Below are 15,268 nucleotides of genomic sequence, written 5' to 3'. Positions count from 1 at the left end.
TTTGTTGAATGAAAAGAAAATCTGTTACAAGAAAACAAAGCTATAATCGAAAAACGAGCTCAGGCTCTTCGATTGGTAAAATTTTCCGATACCTGACTTTTATTGTTTTTATCGGTCTTTTTTTGGGAACTGCTTATCATTATCGAAGAGGATTAGCGTATTACTTAGGTTTTAAAAGTGAAAAACTTTCCGAAAAGGAAATTGAAGACAAACGACTTTCCGATGTGCGAAACTTTCAGGTTCTCGCAAAACATGAAGGGAAATCGATTGGTTTGGATGTATCCGAATATCAGGGAAAAATCAGTTGGTCGTATGTTGATACTCTGGAGCAAAAATATCCACTGGATTTTGTGTTCATCAGGGCAACCGTAGGCCGGGACAGAAAAGATTTTCAGTTTAAACGAAACTGGATTGGTGCCAAAGAAAATAAAATGATCCGTGGGGCGTATCATTATTATCGCCCAAATGAAAATTCCATCGAACAGGCGGATCTTTTTATTAAAACAGTGAAATTAGAAAAAGGTGATTTGCCGCCGGTTCTGGATATCGAAAAATTACCCAAAAATCAATCGTTAGACAGTCTTAAGAAAGGATTAAAGCGCTGGTTACTAAAAGTGGAAAACCATTATAAAGTTCGGCCAATAATCTACACAGGCGAAAGATATTATGCTGACTTCCTGAAAGATGAATTTGGGGAATATTTGTTCTGGATCGCCAATTATAATTTCTACAGAGAAAGAATCGAAGACGACTGGCTGTTCTGGCAGTTTACAGAAAAAGCAACGGTACCCGGAATTGAGCGTACAGTCGATGTGAATATATACAATGGAGATTTACAACAATTGCAGTTTATTACCGTTGATTGAGTTTTCAGTTCTCAGTCACAGTTTTCAGTTGACACACTGCGACTGAAAACTGTGACTGCGACTAGATACTGTGACTTATTTTAGAATTCGAGTTTCTTCTTACGCAGCTCGAAGTTTTGTCCCAGATACACACGGCGAACCATTTCATCTTCAACCAGTTCTTCGGGAATACCGGCTTTCAGGATCCCTCCTTCAAACATTAGGTAGGTTTTATCCGTAATCGCTAAAGTTTCCTGTACGTTGTGGTCGGTAATAAGAATTCCGATGTTTTTGTTTTTAAGTTGCGCTACAATGCGCTGGATATCCTCAACAGCAACCGGGTCAACTCCTGCAAAAGGCTCATCCAGTAAGATGAACTTGGGGTCGGTAGCCAGTGCGCGTGCAATTTCGGTACGGCGGCGCTCTCCTCCTGAAAGTAAATCACCTCGGTTGGTACGAATGTGTTCCAGACTGAATTCTTCAATTAAACTTTCCATTTTGGCAATCTGCTCTTGTTTAGAAAGTTTAGTCAGCTGCAAAACACTTAGAATATTATCTTCAATGCTTAATTTTCTAAAAACAGAAGCTTCCTGTGCCAGATAACCAATGCCCTGTTGTGCACGTTTGTACATCGGATAGTCGGTAATATTTAAATCATCCAGGTAAATATTTCCCTGATTCGGTTTTACCAGTCCTACAATCATGTAAAAAGAAGTTGTTTTTCCGGCGCCGTTTGGCCCCAGTAGACCAACGATTTCTCCCTGGTTTACTTCAACAGAAATTCCTTTTACAACACTTCGTCCTTTGTAGGTTTTGATTAAATTATCGGCTCTTAATTTCATTTTTGTTTAATTAGATAATGTATCAATTAGAAAATTAGATAATTGACTTTATGGAAAAATTTATCTTTTCTCTCAGAAAGGCAAAATAAGTTAAAATAAATCAATCAGATAAACGAATTAACATATCGTATAAATTATCTAATTGATTAATTATCTCATTTTCTAATTACCAGCTTCTTCCAAAGCTTCCCAGAATTCATAAGCTCTGCGTAAATGCGGGATCACAATTGTCCCTCCGACCAAAGTTGCGATTCCCATTGCTTCCATCATTTCTTCTTTGGTAACGCCTTCTTTATGGCTGGTTTCTAAATGGTATTTGACACAGTCATCACAACGTAAAACAGCAGAGGCTACTAAACCTAAAAGTTCTTTTGTTTTTACATCAAGAGCTCCCGGTGCATAAGCGTTAGTGTCAAGGTTGAAGATTCTCTTTACAATTTTATTGTTGTCAGCTAGTAATTTTTCGTTCATTTTAGAACGATAGTCGTTAAATTCTTGAATGATATCAGACATTTTCTTTCATTTTATTTTTATAAACAATCTTTGAAATCAGGATACTTACCTCATAAATAATCAGCATAGGTATAGCAACAATGGTTTGACTCACCACATCCGGAGGAGTCACGATTGCAGCGATAATCAAAATAATGATTACAGCATATTTCCAGTATTTCCTTAAAAACTCGGGTGTTACAAGGCCTAATTTCGTTAAGAAATAAATAATAATCGGTAATTCGAAAAACAATCCACTGGCCAGGACACTGGTTTTAACCATTCCCATATAAGATTCCAGCGTAAATTGATTCTTTACGACATCACTCACGGAAAAAGTAGCAACGAAATTTACAGACATTGGAATTACGATATAATAACCAAATAATACTCCTAAAAAGAAGAGTAGTGAAGAAGTAAAAATAAATACTTTGGCATTTTTTCTTTCTTTTTCATACAAAGCCGGGCTTATAAATTTCCAAAGTTCCCATAGTATATAAGGGAAACTCAAAATGAATCCGGCGAGTATACACATCCAGACAAAAATATTAACCTGACCTTCCATTTCAGTATTCTGAATAATAAAATTCAGTTCGGTAATGCAAATACTGTCGGCAAAACCCAGTTGATGAGATAAATCACAAAACCATACGTAGGTAAAAAAAGTAGGACGTATAGGGCCTAAAATAATTTGATCAAATAAATAATCACTAATAAAATAAGTGACAAATGCCATGATGCAAATTGCAATTGTACTTCTAACTAATAACCATCTTAATTCTTCAAGATGATCTAAAAACGACATTTCGTTCAGATTTTTCTTTGCCATTATACGATTCCTTCTTTTAATATGTCATGTAAATGTAAAACGCCTCTGTAGGTTCCGTTATCGGAAACAATCAATTGGGTGATTGAAAAATCTTCCAGAATATTTAAAGCATCTACTGCCATCGTATCAGAAGAAACTAATTTCGGGTTTTTAGTCATAATATCTTTAGCGGTTAAATCGGCAATTGTATCTCTGTCGTTGAGCATTCTTCGGATATCTCCATCGGTGATAATTCCGATTATTTTATCGTTTTCGATGACCGCGGTCACGCCTAATCTCTTTTCTGAGATCTCAAATATAACTTTTTTAACGGAGGTGTCAGGAGTAACCATTGGTTTTAACGAATGTTCAATCATGTCTTTTACGCGTAGCAATAGTTTTTTGCCTAAAGCACCGCCCGGGTGATAGACAGCAAAATCTTCGGGTTTAAAATCGCGCATTTCCATTAAGCAGACGGCAAGAGCATCTCCCATTACAAGCTGTGCTGTAGTGCTGTTGGTTGGTGCCAGATTTATAGGGCAGGCTTCTATGTCAACAGTAGTGTTTAAAACATAATCCGAACCTTTGGCTAAAAATGAAGTTATGTTACCGGTAATCGCAATCAAAGTATTTCCAAAACGTTTTAATAGCGGAACTAAAACCTTTATTTCAGGGCTGTTCCCGCTTTTCGAAATGCAAATAATAATATCTTCGTTTTGTATCATCCCTAAATCACCATGAATCGCTTCTGAAGCATGCAAAAACATAGAAGGAGTTCCGGTGGAATTAAAAGTGGCTACCATTTTTTGTGCAATGATTGCACTTTTTCCTATGCCGGTTACGATCAGTCGGCCTTTAGTTTCGTATATGCGTTGGGTTGCTTCGTAAAAATTTTCGTCCAAAAAATCAATTAGCTTTGTAATTGCTTCACTTTCAGAGAGTATCGTTTTTTTTGCTATGGCTAATATATTTTCTTTTGTGATCAAAACAGAATATTTAAAATTTGTATGTATAAAAGAAAGTTGTATCTTTATGTGTTGCAAATTTATACAAATTACCATTAATATAAAGAATGAATTCAAACGAAATTGAAATACACAAGGAATTAAAGAAGTATTTCGGCTTTAGCCAATTTAAGGGCTTGCAGGAGCAAGTCATTACGAGTATCTTAGGTAAGACGAACACTTTCGTCATAATGCCTACAGGCGGTGGAAAGTCTCTTTGTTATCAATTACCCGCTTTAATTCAGGAAGGAACAGCCATTGTTGTTTCTCCTTTAATTGCTTTGATGAAAAATCAGGTTGACGCGATTCGAAGCCTTTCTTCAGAAAACGGAATTGCACACGTGTTAAATTCTTCCCTCACCAAAACAGAAATTGCACAGGTTAAGAAAGACATTACATCCGGGTTGACCAAACTTCTCTATGTGGCACCGGAATCTTTAACAAAAGAAGAGTATGTCGCCTTTTTGCAAAGCGTACCCATTTCATTTGTTGCCATTGATGAAGCCCATTGTATCTCGGAATGGGGCCATGATTTCAGGCCGGAATACCGAAATCTGAAAAATATAATCAAACAATTAGGGCAAGTGCCTATTATTGGTCTAACGGCCACTGCAACACCAAAAGTTCAGGAAGATATTCTTAAAAATCTGGACATGTCTGATGCAAATACCTTCAAAGCATCCTTTAACAGACCCAACTTATACTACGAAGTTCGTACCAAAACTAAAAATATAGAATCGGATATTATTCGGTTCATCAAACAACACAAAGGCAAATCAGGGATTATTTACTGTCTGAGCCGAAAAAAAGTAGAATCGATTGCTGAAGTTTTACAGGTAAATGGAATTAGTGCCGTTCCCTATCACGCAGGATTAGATGCCAAGACTCGTGCCAAGCACCAGGATATGTTCCTGATGGAAGATGTAGATGTGGTCGTAGCAACAATTGCATTCGGAATGGGAATTGACAAACCTGACGTTCGTTTTGTTATTCACCATGATATTCCAAAATCACTGGAAAGTTATTATCAGGAAACAGGCCGTGCAGGCCGTGACGGAGGTGAAGGACATTGTCTGGCGTATTACTCCTATAAAGATGTAGAGAAGCTGGAAAAATTTATGTCCGGAAAACCGGTTGCAGAACAGGAAATTGGTTTTGCACTATTGCAGGAAGTAGTCGCTTACGCCGAAACTTCAATGTCACGAAGAAAGTTCCTGTTGCATTATTTCGGTGAAGAATTTGACAGTGAAACAGGTGAAGGTGCTGATATGGATGATAACGTCCGAAATCCGAAAAATAAAATTGAAGCCAAAGAACAAGTTGTTAAATTGTTGGAAATTGTTCGCGATACCAAGCATATTTATAAATCAAAAGAAATCGTATTTACTTTAATCGGCCGCATAAACGCTGTCATTAAAGCCCATAAAACAGATACACAATCTTACTTCGGTAAAGGTTCTGATCACGACGAGAAATATTGGATGGCCTTATTAAGGCAGGTTCTGGTAAGCGGTTATTTGTCTAAAGACATTGAAACGTACGGAATCATAAAAATTACAGAAGCCGGACTGGATTTTATCAAAAACCCGGTTTCGTTTATGATGTCTGAAGACCACGAATACAATGAGTCTGAAGACGAGGCAATTGTAACAGCGTCTAAATCATCCGGTACTGCCGATGAGGTTTTGATAGGAATGTTGCGCGAACTGCGAAAAAAAGTAGCCAAAAAACTCGGGGTTCCTCCATTTGTTGTTTTTCAGGATCCTTCTCTTGAGGATATGGCCCTGAAATACCCGATTAGCTTAACAGAATTGTATAACATTCACGGAGTTGGTGAAGGAAAAGCAAAAAAATACGGAGGCGATTTTATCACCCTGATTAATCGTTATGTAGAAGACAATGATATCATTCGCCCGGATGACTTAGTCGTAAAATCTACCGGAGTAAACTCTGCCAATAAATTATACATCATTCAGAATATAGATCGAAAATTATCCCTTAAAGATATTGCTTCCGCCAAAGGACTTACAATGGATGCCCTGATTAAAGAAATGGAGCAAATTGTGTACGCCGGAACCAAACTGAATATCAAATATTGGGTAGATGATATGCTTGATGATGATCAGCAGGAAGAAATTCACGATTATTTCATGGAATCAGAATCCGATAAAATCGAAGACGCTCTAAAAGAATTCGATGGCGATTACGATATTGATGAACTCCGTTTGATGCGTATCAAATTTATTAGTGAAGTAGCGAATTAAAAAAGTTTACAGTCTCAGTTTATAGTTTACAGTTTTGTACTGAGACTGTAAACTGAGACTGCAACTAAATCACCCTTCATATACTTACCGGGATGTGGTTTCAAAGCATCTCTTACCAGTTTGTAGTTTGCAGTTTTTACTGAGACTGAAAACTGAGACTGCGACTAAATTACCCTTCAAATACTTCCCCCCGATGCGGTTTCAAAGCATCTCTTACGGGAATCATATTTTCGTCCGTCACCACCATAAAAGCAATGGCCTGCATTTCGTTAATCACTTTAAAGCCCGTGATATTCAACGGAAGTTTTTCAATGGCGATATATTCTTTTAAATGAATTTCGTGGTGTTCCGCTGTTTTTGCTGAAGCCGGACCGCGAAAATCCCAAATCAGTTTTATTTTTCTAGACATTATTTTAAGGTGCAAAGGTTCTGAGGTGCAAAGGTACAAAGTCTATTTTACGAAAAAGGCACAAATTGCTGCATAATTAACCGCAAAGTACGCTAGGAATTTTTTAAAGGTATTGTTTTATAAATACAAAGTTCGCAAAGCTTTGTGTTGATTTAGCTTTGCGAACTTTGCGTTTTATATTCATACAGTAGAATTAAATCTTAGCGCACTTTGCGGTTAATTATATAAAGTCAGTTCAAAATAGTATTTTTGCATGTTCTTTTCATAAATAGAAAAGCTAATTGCATAAATAAGATACAATGCCAAGAGAACTTTTACTTCAGGTAACCCCGGAAATTGCTGCAAACGAATTGCTGCTTAAAGACCATTTGTCGAAACAGTTAAAAGTTTCCCCTCAGGAGATTCAGCATGTTTCTATCCTGAAACGCTCGATTGATGCGCGTCAGAAAGCGATAAAAATCAATTTGAAAGTAATCATATATTTAAAGGGAGAATCTTTTCAGGAAACCAAAATAGAATTGCCTGAATATAAGGACGTTTCTAAAGCTCAGGAAGTAATTGTCGTTGGAGCAGGCCCTGCAGGACTTTTTGCGGCATTGCAGCTGATAGAATTAGGTTTAAAACCCATTGTATTGGAACGTGGAAAAGATGTCCGCGGACGCCGTCGTGATCTGAAAGCCATCAACGTAGATCACCTGGTTAACGAGGATTCCAATTATTGTTTTGGTGAAGGCGGAGCAGGAACCTATTCTGACGGGAAATTGTATACCCGTTCTAAGAAACGCGGCGATGTAACCCGAATTTTGGAACTTTTGGTCGCTTTTGGAGCCTCGGAAGATATTTTAGTGGAAGCACATCCGCATATCGGAACCAATAAATTGCCTAAAATCATTGAAGACATTCGAAACAAAATTATCGAATTTGGCGGTCAGGTTTTGTTTGATACCAGGGTTACCGATATTTTGGTAAAAAATAATGAAGTAGAAGGAGTGGTAACCCAAAAGGGAGATACGATTCAGGCTAATAAATTAATCCTTGCAACGGGACATTCTGCCCGTGATATTTTTGAATTATTAGATAAAAAGAAAATTTTCATCGAAGCAAAACCTTTTGCGCTTGGTGTTCGTGCAGAACATTCACAGGAATTAATAGACAGTATTCAGTATAGTTGTGATTACCGCGGGGAACATTTGCCTCCGGCGCCGTATTCTATTGTAAAACAGGTTAACGGTCGAGGCATGTATTCATTCTGTATGTGTCCGGGTGGTGTCATTGCGCCCTGTGCAACAAACCCGGGTGAAGTGGTTACAAATGGCTGGTCACCATCAAAAAGGGATCAGGCAACGGCAAATTCCGGAATCGTGATCGAACTAAAACTGGAAGATTTTAAACCTTTCGAAAAATTTGGCGCTCTGGCCGGAATGGAATTCCAAAAAAGCATCGAGCAAAAAGCGTGGCATCTGGCAGGACAAACCCAAAAAGTGCCGGCACAAAGAATGATCGATTTTACCCAAAATAAAGTTTCGGCAGATATTCCTAAAACTTCCTATGTTCCCGGAACCACTTCGGTTGAAATGGGGCAGGTTTTTCCCGGATTTTTATCGCAGATTTTACGCGAAGGTTTTAAGGAATTTGGAAAATCAATGCGCGGTTATTTAACCAATGAAGCGATTTTACACGCACCCGAAAGCCGAACATCGTCTCCGGTCAGAATTCCGAGAGATCCGTTAACGTATGAACATTTGCAAATAAAAGGCTTGTATCCGTGTGGAGAAGGAGCAGGTTATGCAGGCGGAATTATCTCTGCAGCCATCGATGGTGAAAAATGTGCCCTGATGATCGCGGAAACTTTAAAATAAATTCATCGATTTATTTTGTAGTATAAGTATTATCTTTTAAATTTGTAAGAAAATTAAACTTTAAAATAATGATACTGCAAGATATTGAGAAAAAATACCAGTTTGAATATCCTTCTTTGTATAAACAGTTATATGAAGATGGAATGCTTACTGTAGGTGAATTAAAAGAAAATCCATCACTACTTTTACATTCTTATGATTTTGAGCTGCTTAATTTGAATAGTATTACTAGAGAAATAGAAAGGCTTATCGATCCTGATGATTACCGTCAGATTAATAAAGAATTTAAATTCATTCCTTTTGCTAAAAGTGGTGCTGGTGATCACTTTTGTTTTTTTCTAAATGAAGAAGAAAATGGAAATGTGCCCATAGTTTTGTTGTGTCACGATATGAGTGAGGCAGAATATTTGGCAAAAAATCTGGTAGATTTTATTTTTAGAACATTATTGACCGATATGTCACAACAAGATATGTATAATGAGGAAAGTGAAGAGGAGTTTAGGGGTAATATTGAAAAGGTATTTAAATCTCATAAAAAATACTTAACTGAGCAACAAAAAGAAGTTTTGCAAAATTTATTAAAACGAGACATTGTTGATTATCAAATTTTGATTGGTAAAAATAAAGAAGATGCGAGAGGATTCTTAACGGATATTGAAATGAAAAAGCTACTTGCTGAAATTATTTTTTTCGATAAAATGGATACTACTTTTGAATATTCGAATGAATAAAAATGCATAATTTAGACTCAAAAAAATATTGTCTCTAAAATGAAGAACTTCTTTTCGAATTTATTTGGCAGAAATAACGACCCGAAATCAATCGTTTCTTTTGATGTTATGGATGCGGTTTATACCTATTTGTATAATGAGCAAAATAAATTTGAATTTAAAATGAAAGGAATTCACGATACGATTTCAGTGAATTTATATTCCTTTCCGGGTTCATTTGATTATGAAGAAGCGCAAAACGAAATTAAGAAAGCGGGGTTTAAAAATGCCTACGAAGTTTTAAACGAATTGTATGCAAAAGTGAATATTGGTCCCATTTCGGATGCACAAATAGAGGAGGGACTGGAATTCGATTATATTCACATTCAGTTTTATACGGAGCCCACTCCGGAGATGAAAAAATATCTGAAACATGTTTTGCATAATTTCATCATTTTCTTTTGTTGTACCAACAGTCTCGAAACAAATGATATTCGGATTTTATACAATCATAATTATTTTCTGGATTATACGAAAGCCATTTTAGATACCGAGTATATTGATGTCAATGCGCCTAAAAATGAAATTCAGACTATCGGATTTAAAGCGTTTGAAAGGGTTTTGCAGGGAATTTGTCAGTATCTGAAAATTGAAATACCGGAAAATGTTGAGCTTCCTTCTTCAGAAAATTTATTGGCGGACGATGTTGAGGTGACACAGGAAACATTTGAAGAATTTGTAAAGCTGGTTTCAAGAGGAAGTATCGAAGAAAAAGAACTGAAAAAACAATCCAAAAAGCTTTTTGCAGCTTTTAAAAATGAAGCAAAAGACTATTACGAAAAAGCTGAAGGGCATTTTAATTTTTTCGAAAATATTGATGCCTGGAACAGCGACTGGAAATTCGATCCCGAAGATGCCGAGTATTTCATCTCTGAAATGATCGGAGAAGATTTTAATTTCGAATATCCTGAAGAAACGTACAGTCATGATTTGTTTCCCTACATTCAGACTGCTTTAGAAAAACATAATCTGGAATTAATGACATACGATACCCATGGAGACAATTACCTGTTTTTTGTTGCCAATAAAAATGAGGTAAGCAGAATTGTAGAATTATCTGAATTGACAAAAATTGAGGTGAATCAGTTGTAGTTTATGTTTTGTCATCCTGACGAAGGAAGGATCACACAAGTAATTCGACAAAGATTTAAGACATTCATTGCGGAGCTCCTAGTGCGATCCTTCCTTCGTCAGGATGACAAGATTGTGCTGAAAACTGAGAGTGAAAACTGAAAACTAAATATCAAGGAATCAAAATAATTTTCCCCGTACTTTTTCGGCTTTCCAGATAATCGTGCGCCAGTTTTCCTTCTGACAATTTAAAGGAAGTTGGAGTCGAAAGCGTAATTTTTCCTTCTGTAATCCAGTCAAATAATTGATTGGCTCTTTTGATTCTTTCTTCTTTCGAATTCAAATAACTCCATAAATCACCTCCGGTTAAAGTTTTGGAAGTATCCATAAGCATTCTCGGGTCTACAGGAGCAGGATCACCTCCGGCCATTCCGAAGAAAACCACCTGTCCGCATTCTTTAGTAACTTCAAAACTATCAGTTAAAGTACTTCCAATACTGTCATACACTACATTAACACCTTTTGGGTTTGTTTTAAAAAGATCCGATTTCCAGTCTTCCTGATATAAAAAAACATGATCGGCACCTTGTTCAAGAGCGACTTTTGCTTTTTCTGCTGATGAGGTCAGGCCAATAACATTCGCACCCAAAAGTTTACTGATCTGCGTTAAAAACTGACCGACTCCGCCGGCAACCGCATGAATTAAAACGGTTTCGCCTTTTGTGGTTTTATGGCTGTCTGTAGCCAGATAATGTGCTGTCAGGCCTTGTAGTAATATCGAAGCTGCAGTTTCGAAAGAAATGGCTTCGGGTAAAGGAAGGACATGATTGATATTAACGGCCACCAGTTCTGCATTGGCAAACGGAACATCCGCGAAAGCGATACGGTCTCCGATTTTGTACTCAGAATGATTATTCGTGTCAACAACGATTCCGGCACCTTCATAGCCAGCAATAAAAGGCGGATTTCCCTTTAGATGATAATTTCCCTTTCGTCTGTAAACATCGGCAAAGTTTAGTCCGATGGCTTTCATTTCGACTAAAATTTCATCGTTTTTTAATTGCGGATTGGGGATTTCTATATATTCTAAAACATCCGAATCTCCGAAAGAAGAGAAGGTAAGTGCTTTCATTTTTTAGTATTTTAAGAAAGCAAAGTTCGTGAAAATTAGTTTCCGGTTTGAAATGTTTTTTGGCCACAGATTAAAAAGATTAAAAGATTTATTCAATTGAATTAGAATCTGTGAAAATCCTTTAATCTGTGGCGAAAAATAAACTATATTTTAGGAAATTTCATTTCGTTAAAAGTACTTTTTTGTTTGGCTAAAGCTTCGATTTCGTCCCATTTTCTTGGCGAATCAATCGAAAGGTTTTCGTATGAATCTTTTTTGATCAGGATATCATCTTCAATGCGAACACCAATATTCCACCATTTTTTGTCGCATTTGCTGTTTGCTGAAATATAAATCCCCGGCTCAACCGTGATGATCATGTTTTCTTTTAAAAGACTGTCCGGACCTTTAAAATTTCCTTTGTCGTGAACATCGAGTCCGAGAAAATGCGAGCATCCGTGCGGATAATAAAGACTTACTTCTTTTAAGTCTTTGATAATTCCCAGCTTTAATAATCCGTTTGCCAGCACTTCTTTGGCTTTATTATTCAGCTCTAAAAGAGGAGTGCCTTCTTTGCAAATGGCAAAAACGGCTTCCTGGGCATCATAAACCAATTGATAAATGGCTTTTTGTTCGGCTGTAAATTTTCCGTTTGCCGGAATGGTTCTGGTAACATCGGCAGAATAGCCATGATATTCAGATCCAACATCCATTAGTAGCAACTGATTGTCGATTTTAGTGCTGTTGTTTTCTCCGTAATGTAAGATGCAGCCGTTTGCTCCCGCGCCTACAATTGGCGAATACCCTTCGGCTTCTGCGCCATACCTTCTGTGAATGTAAGCATGAATTCCGTCTGCTTCATTTTCACTCATGTCGGGCCCAACCGCTTTCATGACCTCATTATGGGCAATACAGGAAAGTTTAACGGTTTTACGCATCAAAACTAATTCCTCAGGAGTCTTAATCTCCCTAAGTGTACTGGTAATAGCTCGGAACAATTCTAGAGCGCCCTCATCTTCTTTTGTGATTCCGGCTTTGGTTTTAAAACTCTGAAGTAAGCCGGACAAATCAGCTCCGCTTTTATCACTGCCGATGTCGGTTGGAATTTTATCGTAAATGATCTTATCGAATTTTTTAAAATCAATAGCGAAATCTTTAAAGGCACTTCCGTTATATACTGTTGCGATTCCCAATTGAGATTTTGTACCTTCAATACCCAGACGTCTTCCTGTCCACATTTCGCGGGCTGCATTTTTTTCGCGGACAAAAATCACTTCATTGTACGTTTCACCGCTTCCCTGTGCCTCTTTAAAAATCAATAAAACAGCATCGGGTTCTTTATAGCCTGTTAAATAATACAAATCAGGATTCTGATGAAAATTGTAATTGATATCTCTCGAAAAGACTCTTTCAGGATACGAAAAAACAAGGGCTACGGAATTAGCCGGCATTAGTGCTCTGAAGGCTTCACGGCGTCCTTTGTGGAATTCTTTTGAAAGATAATCAGCTGGTAAATTTTCCTGGGAATGAATCTGGAAAACTGTAAGTAAGAATAAGAAAGGCAGAAGGAAACGCTTCATTTTTTGATAGTTTTGATTGATGATTTTATTTTTTTGTGGATGCAAATTACAAAAAAAATGAATTAAAAAAGGTTTGCCGCGAATTACACGAATTGCACGAATCTTTATTTCGAAATATTATGATTCGTGCAATTCGTGTAATTCGTGGCAAAACATAAAAAAACCGCTCATTTTCATAAGCGGCTTTCTGCTGGAATTAATAATTATTTCTTTTTCAGTTTGGTTTTAAAAACTTTTTCAAATTTTTCTATTTTAGGCTGAATAACCATTTTACAATACGGCTGATTTTTGTTGTTTGCATAATAATTCTGATGATAATCCTCAGCTTTATAGAACTTGCTGAACGGTTCCACTTTTGTTACAATCGGACTATCATAAACTTTCGCTTTATTAAGCTCGGCAATAATGCTTTCTGCTGCTTTTTTCTGTTCCGCATTTTGGTAGAAAATGACAGAGCGATATTGCGTGCCTACATCGGCTCCCTGTCTGTTTAAGGTTGTGGGGTCATGAACGGTAAAGAAAACTTTAAAAATTTCATTAATATCTGTTACGGTTTTATCATACGTAATCTGAACCACTTCGGCATGGCCTGTCGTTCCGGTGCATACTTCCTCGTAAGTCGGGTTAGCCACTTTTCCTCCGGAAAAACCGGAAACAACGGATTTTACTCCGTTTAAATTTTCGTAAACCGCTTCAACACACCAGTAGCATCCTCCGCCTAGTGTGATGGTTTCATATTTTGAAGTTTTTTTTGCTGTATTGTCTTGTGCAAAACCACTTAGTGATAGTACAAGAATGCCTATTAAAAATATATTTTTCATCGTTTATTTATTATTTAGAATCGGGGATAAAATCAAGTGCGATCGAGTTCATGCAATAGCGTTTTCCGGTTGGTTCCGGTCCATCATCAAACAAATGGCCTAAATGCCCGTTGCATCTGCCGCATAAGGCTTCAATTCTTTCCATTCCCAGAGAATTGTCTTTTTTATAAATCACGCTGTTTTTGTTTTCCTGTTCAAAAAAACTGGGCCATCCGCAGCTGCTTGAAAATTTGGCTCCCGATCTGAAAAGCAGGTTTCCGCACGAAGCGCAGTAATATGTTCCTTTTTCGTCCGTATTCCAATATTTTCCTGTAAAAGGTCTTTCGGTATCTGCCTCGCGCATTACGGCATAAACGTCTTCTGGTAATACTTTTTTCCATTCTGCATCACTTACCTTTAATTTGGTAGTGTCTGTGTTAGAGTAATATGGGTTTCCGGGTTTGCTGATTTTGTTTTCCATCATAACAGTTTTTGTGTTTTCTTTTTTCTTGTTTTGTCCGCAGGCTTGCAGAATAAAAAGCGGAAGTAAAAAGCAAAGGCTGAAAAATTGTGTTTTTGTTTTTGAGATTTTCATGAGGCTTTATTTTTTAGTATTTCAAAGGTACGACGAGAGTTTGTTTAGAAATGTCGTGCACTTTACAATTGAGTTTTTTTTAAGTATGATTTAACGTTTTCTTATTTACGTAAACGGTCTGACTTTAGTTTTAAGGCTTGTTTTTAAAGGTTTTTATATAAAATAACTACTTGCAATGTTTTGAAAATTAATGACTTGTAAAAATATAGGCTCGTTAAACTTTTCACAATCTTTTCTGAAATTTTCAAGCCATTTCTTTTTTCGTATTTTTGTTTGTACAAAACGCCCTGATGATAGAAGAAAACGTAATATTAGTCAATCAAAATGATGAGCAAATAGGCTTAATGCCAAAATTAGAAGCACATGAAAAAGCGCTGTTGCACCGTGCTTTCTCCGTTTTTATCTTAAATGGTAAAAATGAGATAATGTTACAGCAACGCGCACGTCAAAAATATCACTCACCTTTGCTTTGGACAAATACCTGTTGCAGTCACCAGCGCGAAGGAGAATCGAATATTGAAGCGGGTAGCCGAAGATTATTTGAGGAAATGGGCTTTAAAGCTGATTTGAAAGAGCTTTTTCATTTTATATACAAAGCTCCTTTTGATAATGGCTTAACGGAACACGAACTCGATCACGTCATGATCGGATATTATAATGATAATCCGGCTATTAATCCAGACGAAGTAGAGGATTGGAAGTGGATGAAAATAGAAGATGTAAAAGAAGATATTGAAAGACAGCCCGAAATTTATACCGTTTGGTTCAAAATAATATTTGATGAATTTTATCATTATTTGGAAGACCATAAAATTTAA

The 15,268-nt window shown here is 36.9% G+C and carries 15 protein-coding genes; 6 read left to right on the top strand and 9 right to left on the bottom strand.

The window, feature by feature from the left end; all coding sequences use genetic code 11:
* Nucleotides 1–8: 8 nt before the first annotated feature.
* Nucleotides 9–866 (top strand): glycoside hydrolase family 25 protein, encoded by an 858-nt coding sequence (locus GJU43_RS05420; RefSeq protein ID WP_154339802.1) that lies wholly within the window; start codon nucleotides 9–11, stop codon nucleotides 864–866.
* An 80-nt stretch (nucleotides 867–946) separates the two neighbouring features.
* Here the strand turns inward: GJU43_RS05420 and lptB are convergent, their stop codons facing one another.
* The 4 genes from lptB to GJU43_RS05400 all read right to left on the bottom strand — a co-directional run bounded on the left by lptB (nucleotide 947) and on the right by GJU43_RS05400 (nucleotide 3,973).
* Complete coding sequence (gene lptB, locus GJU43_RS05415; RefSeq protein WP_154339801.1) at nucleotides 947–1,687, bottom strand: LPS export ABC transporter ATP-binding protein; 741 nt, start codon at nucleotides 1,685–1,687, stop codon at nucleotides 947–949.
* A 162-nt stretch (nucleotides 1,688–1,849) separates the two neighbouring features.
* Nucleotides 1,850–2,200: a carboxymuconolactone decarboxylase family protein gene (locus tag GJU43_RS05410; protein ID WP_078225803.1), complete on the bottom strand. Its 351-nt coding sequence runs from the start codon at nucleotides 2,198–2,200 to the stop codon at nucleotides 1,850–1,852.
* A complete protein-coding gene (gene tatC / locus GJU43_RS05405) occupies nucleotides 2,193–3,008 on the bottom strand; it encodes a twin-arginine translocase subunit TatC (RefSeq protein WP_154339800.1) in 816 nt (271 codons plus the stop codon). The genes GJU43_RS05410 and tatC overlap by 8 nt, the downstream gene beginning before the upstream one ends.
* Entirely contained in the window at nucleotides 3,008–3,973 is a 966-nt protein-coding gene (locus GJU43_RS05400; RefSeq protein ID WP_154339799.1) for an SIS domain-containing protein, read from the bottom strand. The genes tatC and GJU43_RS05400 overlap by 1 nt, the downstream gene beginning before the upstream one ends.
* Before the next feature lie 86 nt (nucleotides 3,974–4,059).
* On the opposite strand from GJU43_RS05400, the gene recQ reads away from it, so the two are divergent.
* On the top strand, nucleotides 4,060–6,255 hold the full coding sequence (gene recQ / locus GJU43_RS05395) for a DNA helicase RecQ (protein ID WP_154339798.1): 2,196 nt from the start codon (nucleotides 4,060–4,062) through the stop codon (nucleotides 6,253–6,255).
* 169 nt (nucleotides 6,256–6,424) lie between these two features.
* Here the strand turns inward: recQ and GJU43_RS05390 are convergent, their stop codons facing one another.
* On the bottom strand, nucleotides 6,425–6,664 hold the full coding sequence (locus tag GJU43_RS05390) for a hypothetical protein (RefSeq protein ID WP_154339797.1): 240 nt from the start codon (nucleotides 6,662–6,664) through the stop codon (nucleotides 6,425–6,427).
* Between the two features lie 299 nt (nucleotides 6,665–6,963).
* Here GJU43_RS05390 and GJU43_RS05385 point away from each other — a divergent pair, with 299 nt between their 5' ends.
* The 3 genes from GJU43_RS05385 to GJU43_RS05375 all read left to right on the top strand — a co-directional run bounded on the left by GJU43_RS05385 (nucleotide 6,964) and on the right by GJU43_RS05375 (nucleotide 10,385).
* Nucleotides 6,964–8,523, top strand: a complete 1,560-nt coding sequence (locus GJU43_RS05385) for an NAD(P)/FAD-dependent oxidoreductase (RefSeq protein ID WP_154339796.1) — start codon at nucleotides 6,964–6,966, stop codon at nucleotides 8,521–8,523.
* A 68-nt stretch (nucleotides 8,524–8,591) separates the two neighbouring features.
* On the top strand, nucleotides 8,592–9,254 hold the full coding sequence (locus tag GJU43_RS05380; RefSeq protein WP_154339795.1) for an SMI1/KNR4 family protein: 663 nt from the start codon (nucleotides 8,592–8,594) through the stop codon (nucleotides 9,252–9,254).
* Between the two features lie 39 nt (nucleotides 9,255–9,293).
* A complete protein-coding gene (locus tag GJU43_RS05375) occupies nucleotides 9,294–10,385 on the top strand; it encodes a hypothetical protein (protein ID WP_154339794.1) in 1,092 nt (363 codons plus the stop codon).
* Nucleotides 10,386–10,536: 151 nt separating this feature from the next.
* Here the strand turns inward: GJU43_RS05375 and GJU43_RS05370 are convergent, their stop codons facing one another.
* The 4 genes from GJU43_RS05370 to msrB form a co-directional block, all read right to left on the bottom strand.
* On the bottom strand, nucleotides 10,537–11,496 hold the full coding sequence (locus tag GJU43_RS05370; protein ID WP_154339793.1) for a quinone oxidoreductase: 960 nt from the start codon (nucleotides 11,494–11,496) through the stop codon (nucleotides 10,537–10,539).
* Nucleotides 11,497–11,639: 143 nt separating this feature from the next.
* Nucleotides 11,640–13,055: an aminopeptidase P N-terminal domain-containing protein gene (locus GJU43_RS05365; protein WP_154339792.1), complete on the bottom strand. Its 1,416-nt coding sequence runs from the start codon at nucleotides 13,053–13,055 to the stop codon at nucleotides 11,640–11,642.
* Nucleotides 13,056–13,258: 203 nt separating this feature from the next.
* Entirely contained in the window at nucleotides 13,259–13,876 is a 618-nt protein-coding gene (msrA, locus tag GJU43_RS05360) for a peptide-methionine (S)-S-oxide reductase MsrA (protein WP_154339791.1), read from the bottom strand.
* Between the two features lie 10 nt (nucleotides 13,877–13,886).
* Nucleotides 13,887–14,450 (bottom strand): peptide-methionine (R)-S-oxide reductase MsrB, encoded by a 564-nt coding sequence (gene msrB / locus GJU43_RS05355; RefSeq protein WP_154339790.1) that lies wholly within the window; start codon nucleotides 14,448–14,450, stop codon nucleotides 13,887–13,889.
* Nucleotides 14,451–14,740: 290 nt separating this feature from the next.
* Between msrB and idi the strand changes: the two genes are divergently transcribed.
* Entirely contained in the window at nucleotides 14,741–15,268 is a 528-nt protein-coding gene (gene idi / locus GJU43_RS05350) for an isopentenyl-diphosphate Delta-isomerase (protein WP_154339789.1), read from the top strand.

Origin of the sequence: Flavobacterium sp. LC2016-23 (genome assembly GCF_009674775.1) — a bacterium.
Lineage (GTDB): Bacteria > Bacteroidota > Bacteroidia > Flavobacteriales > Flavobacteriaceae > Flavobacterium.
Note: the sequence above shows the minus strand (reverse complement) of the source record. Positions and strands in the feature narration are given on the sequence as shown.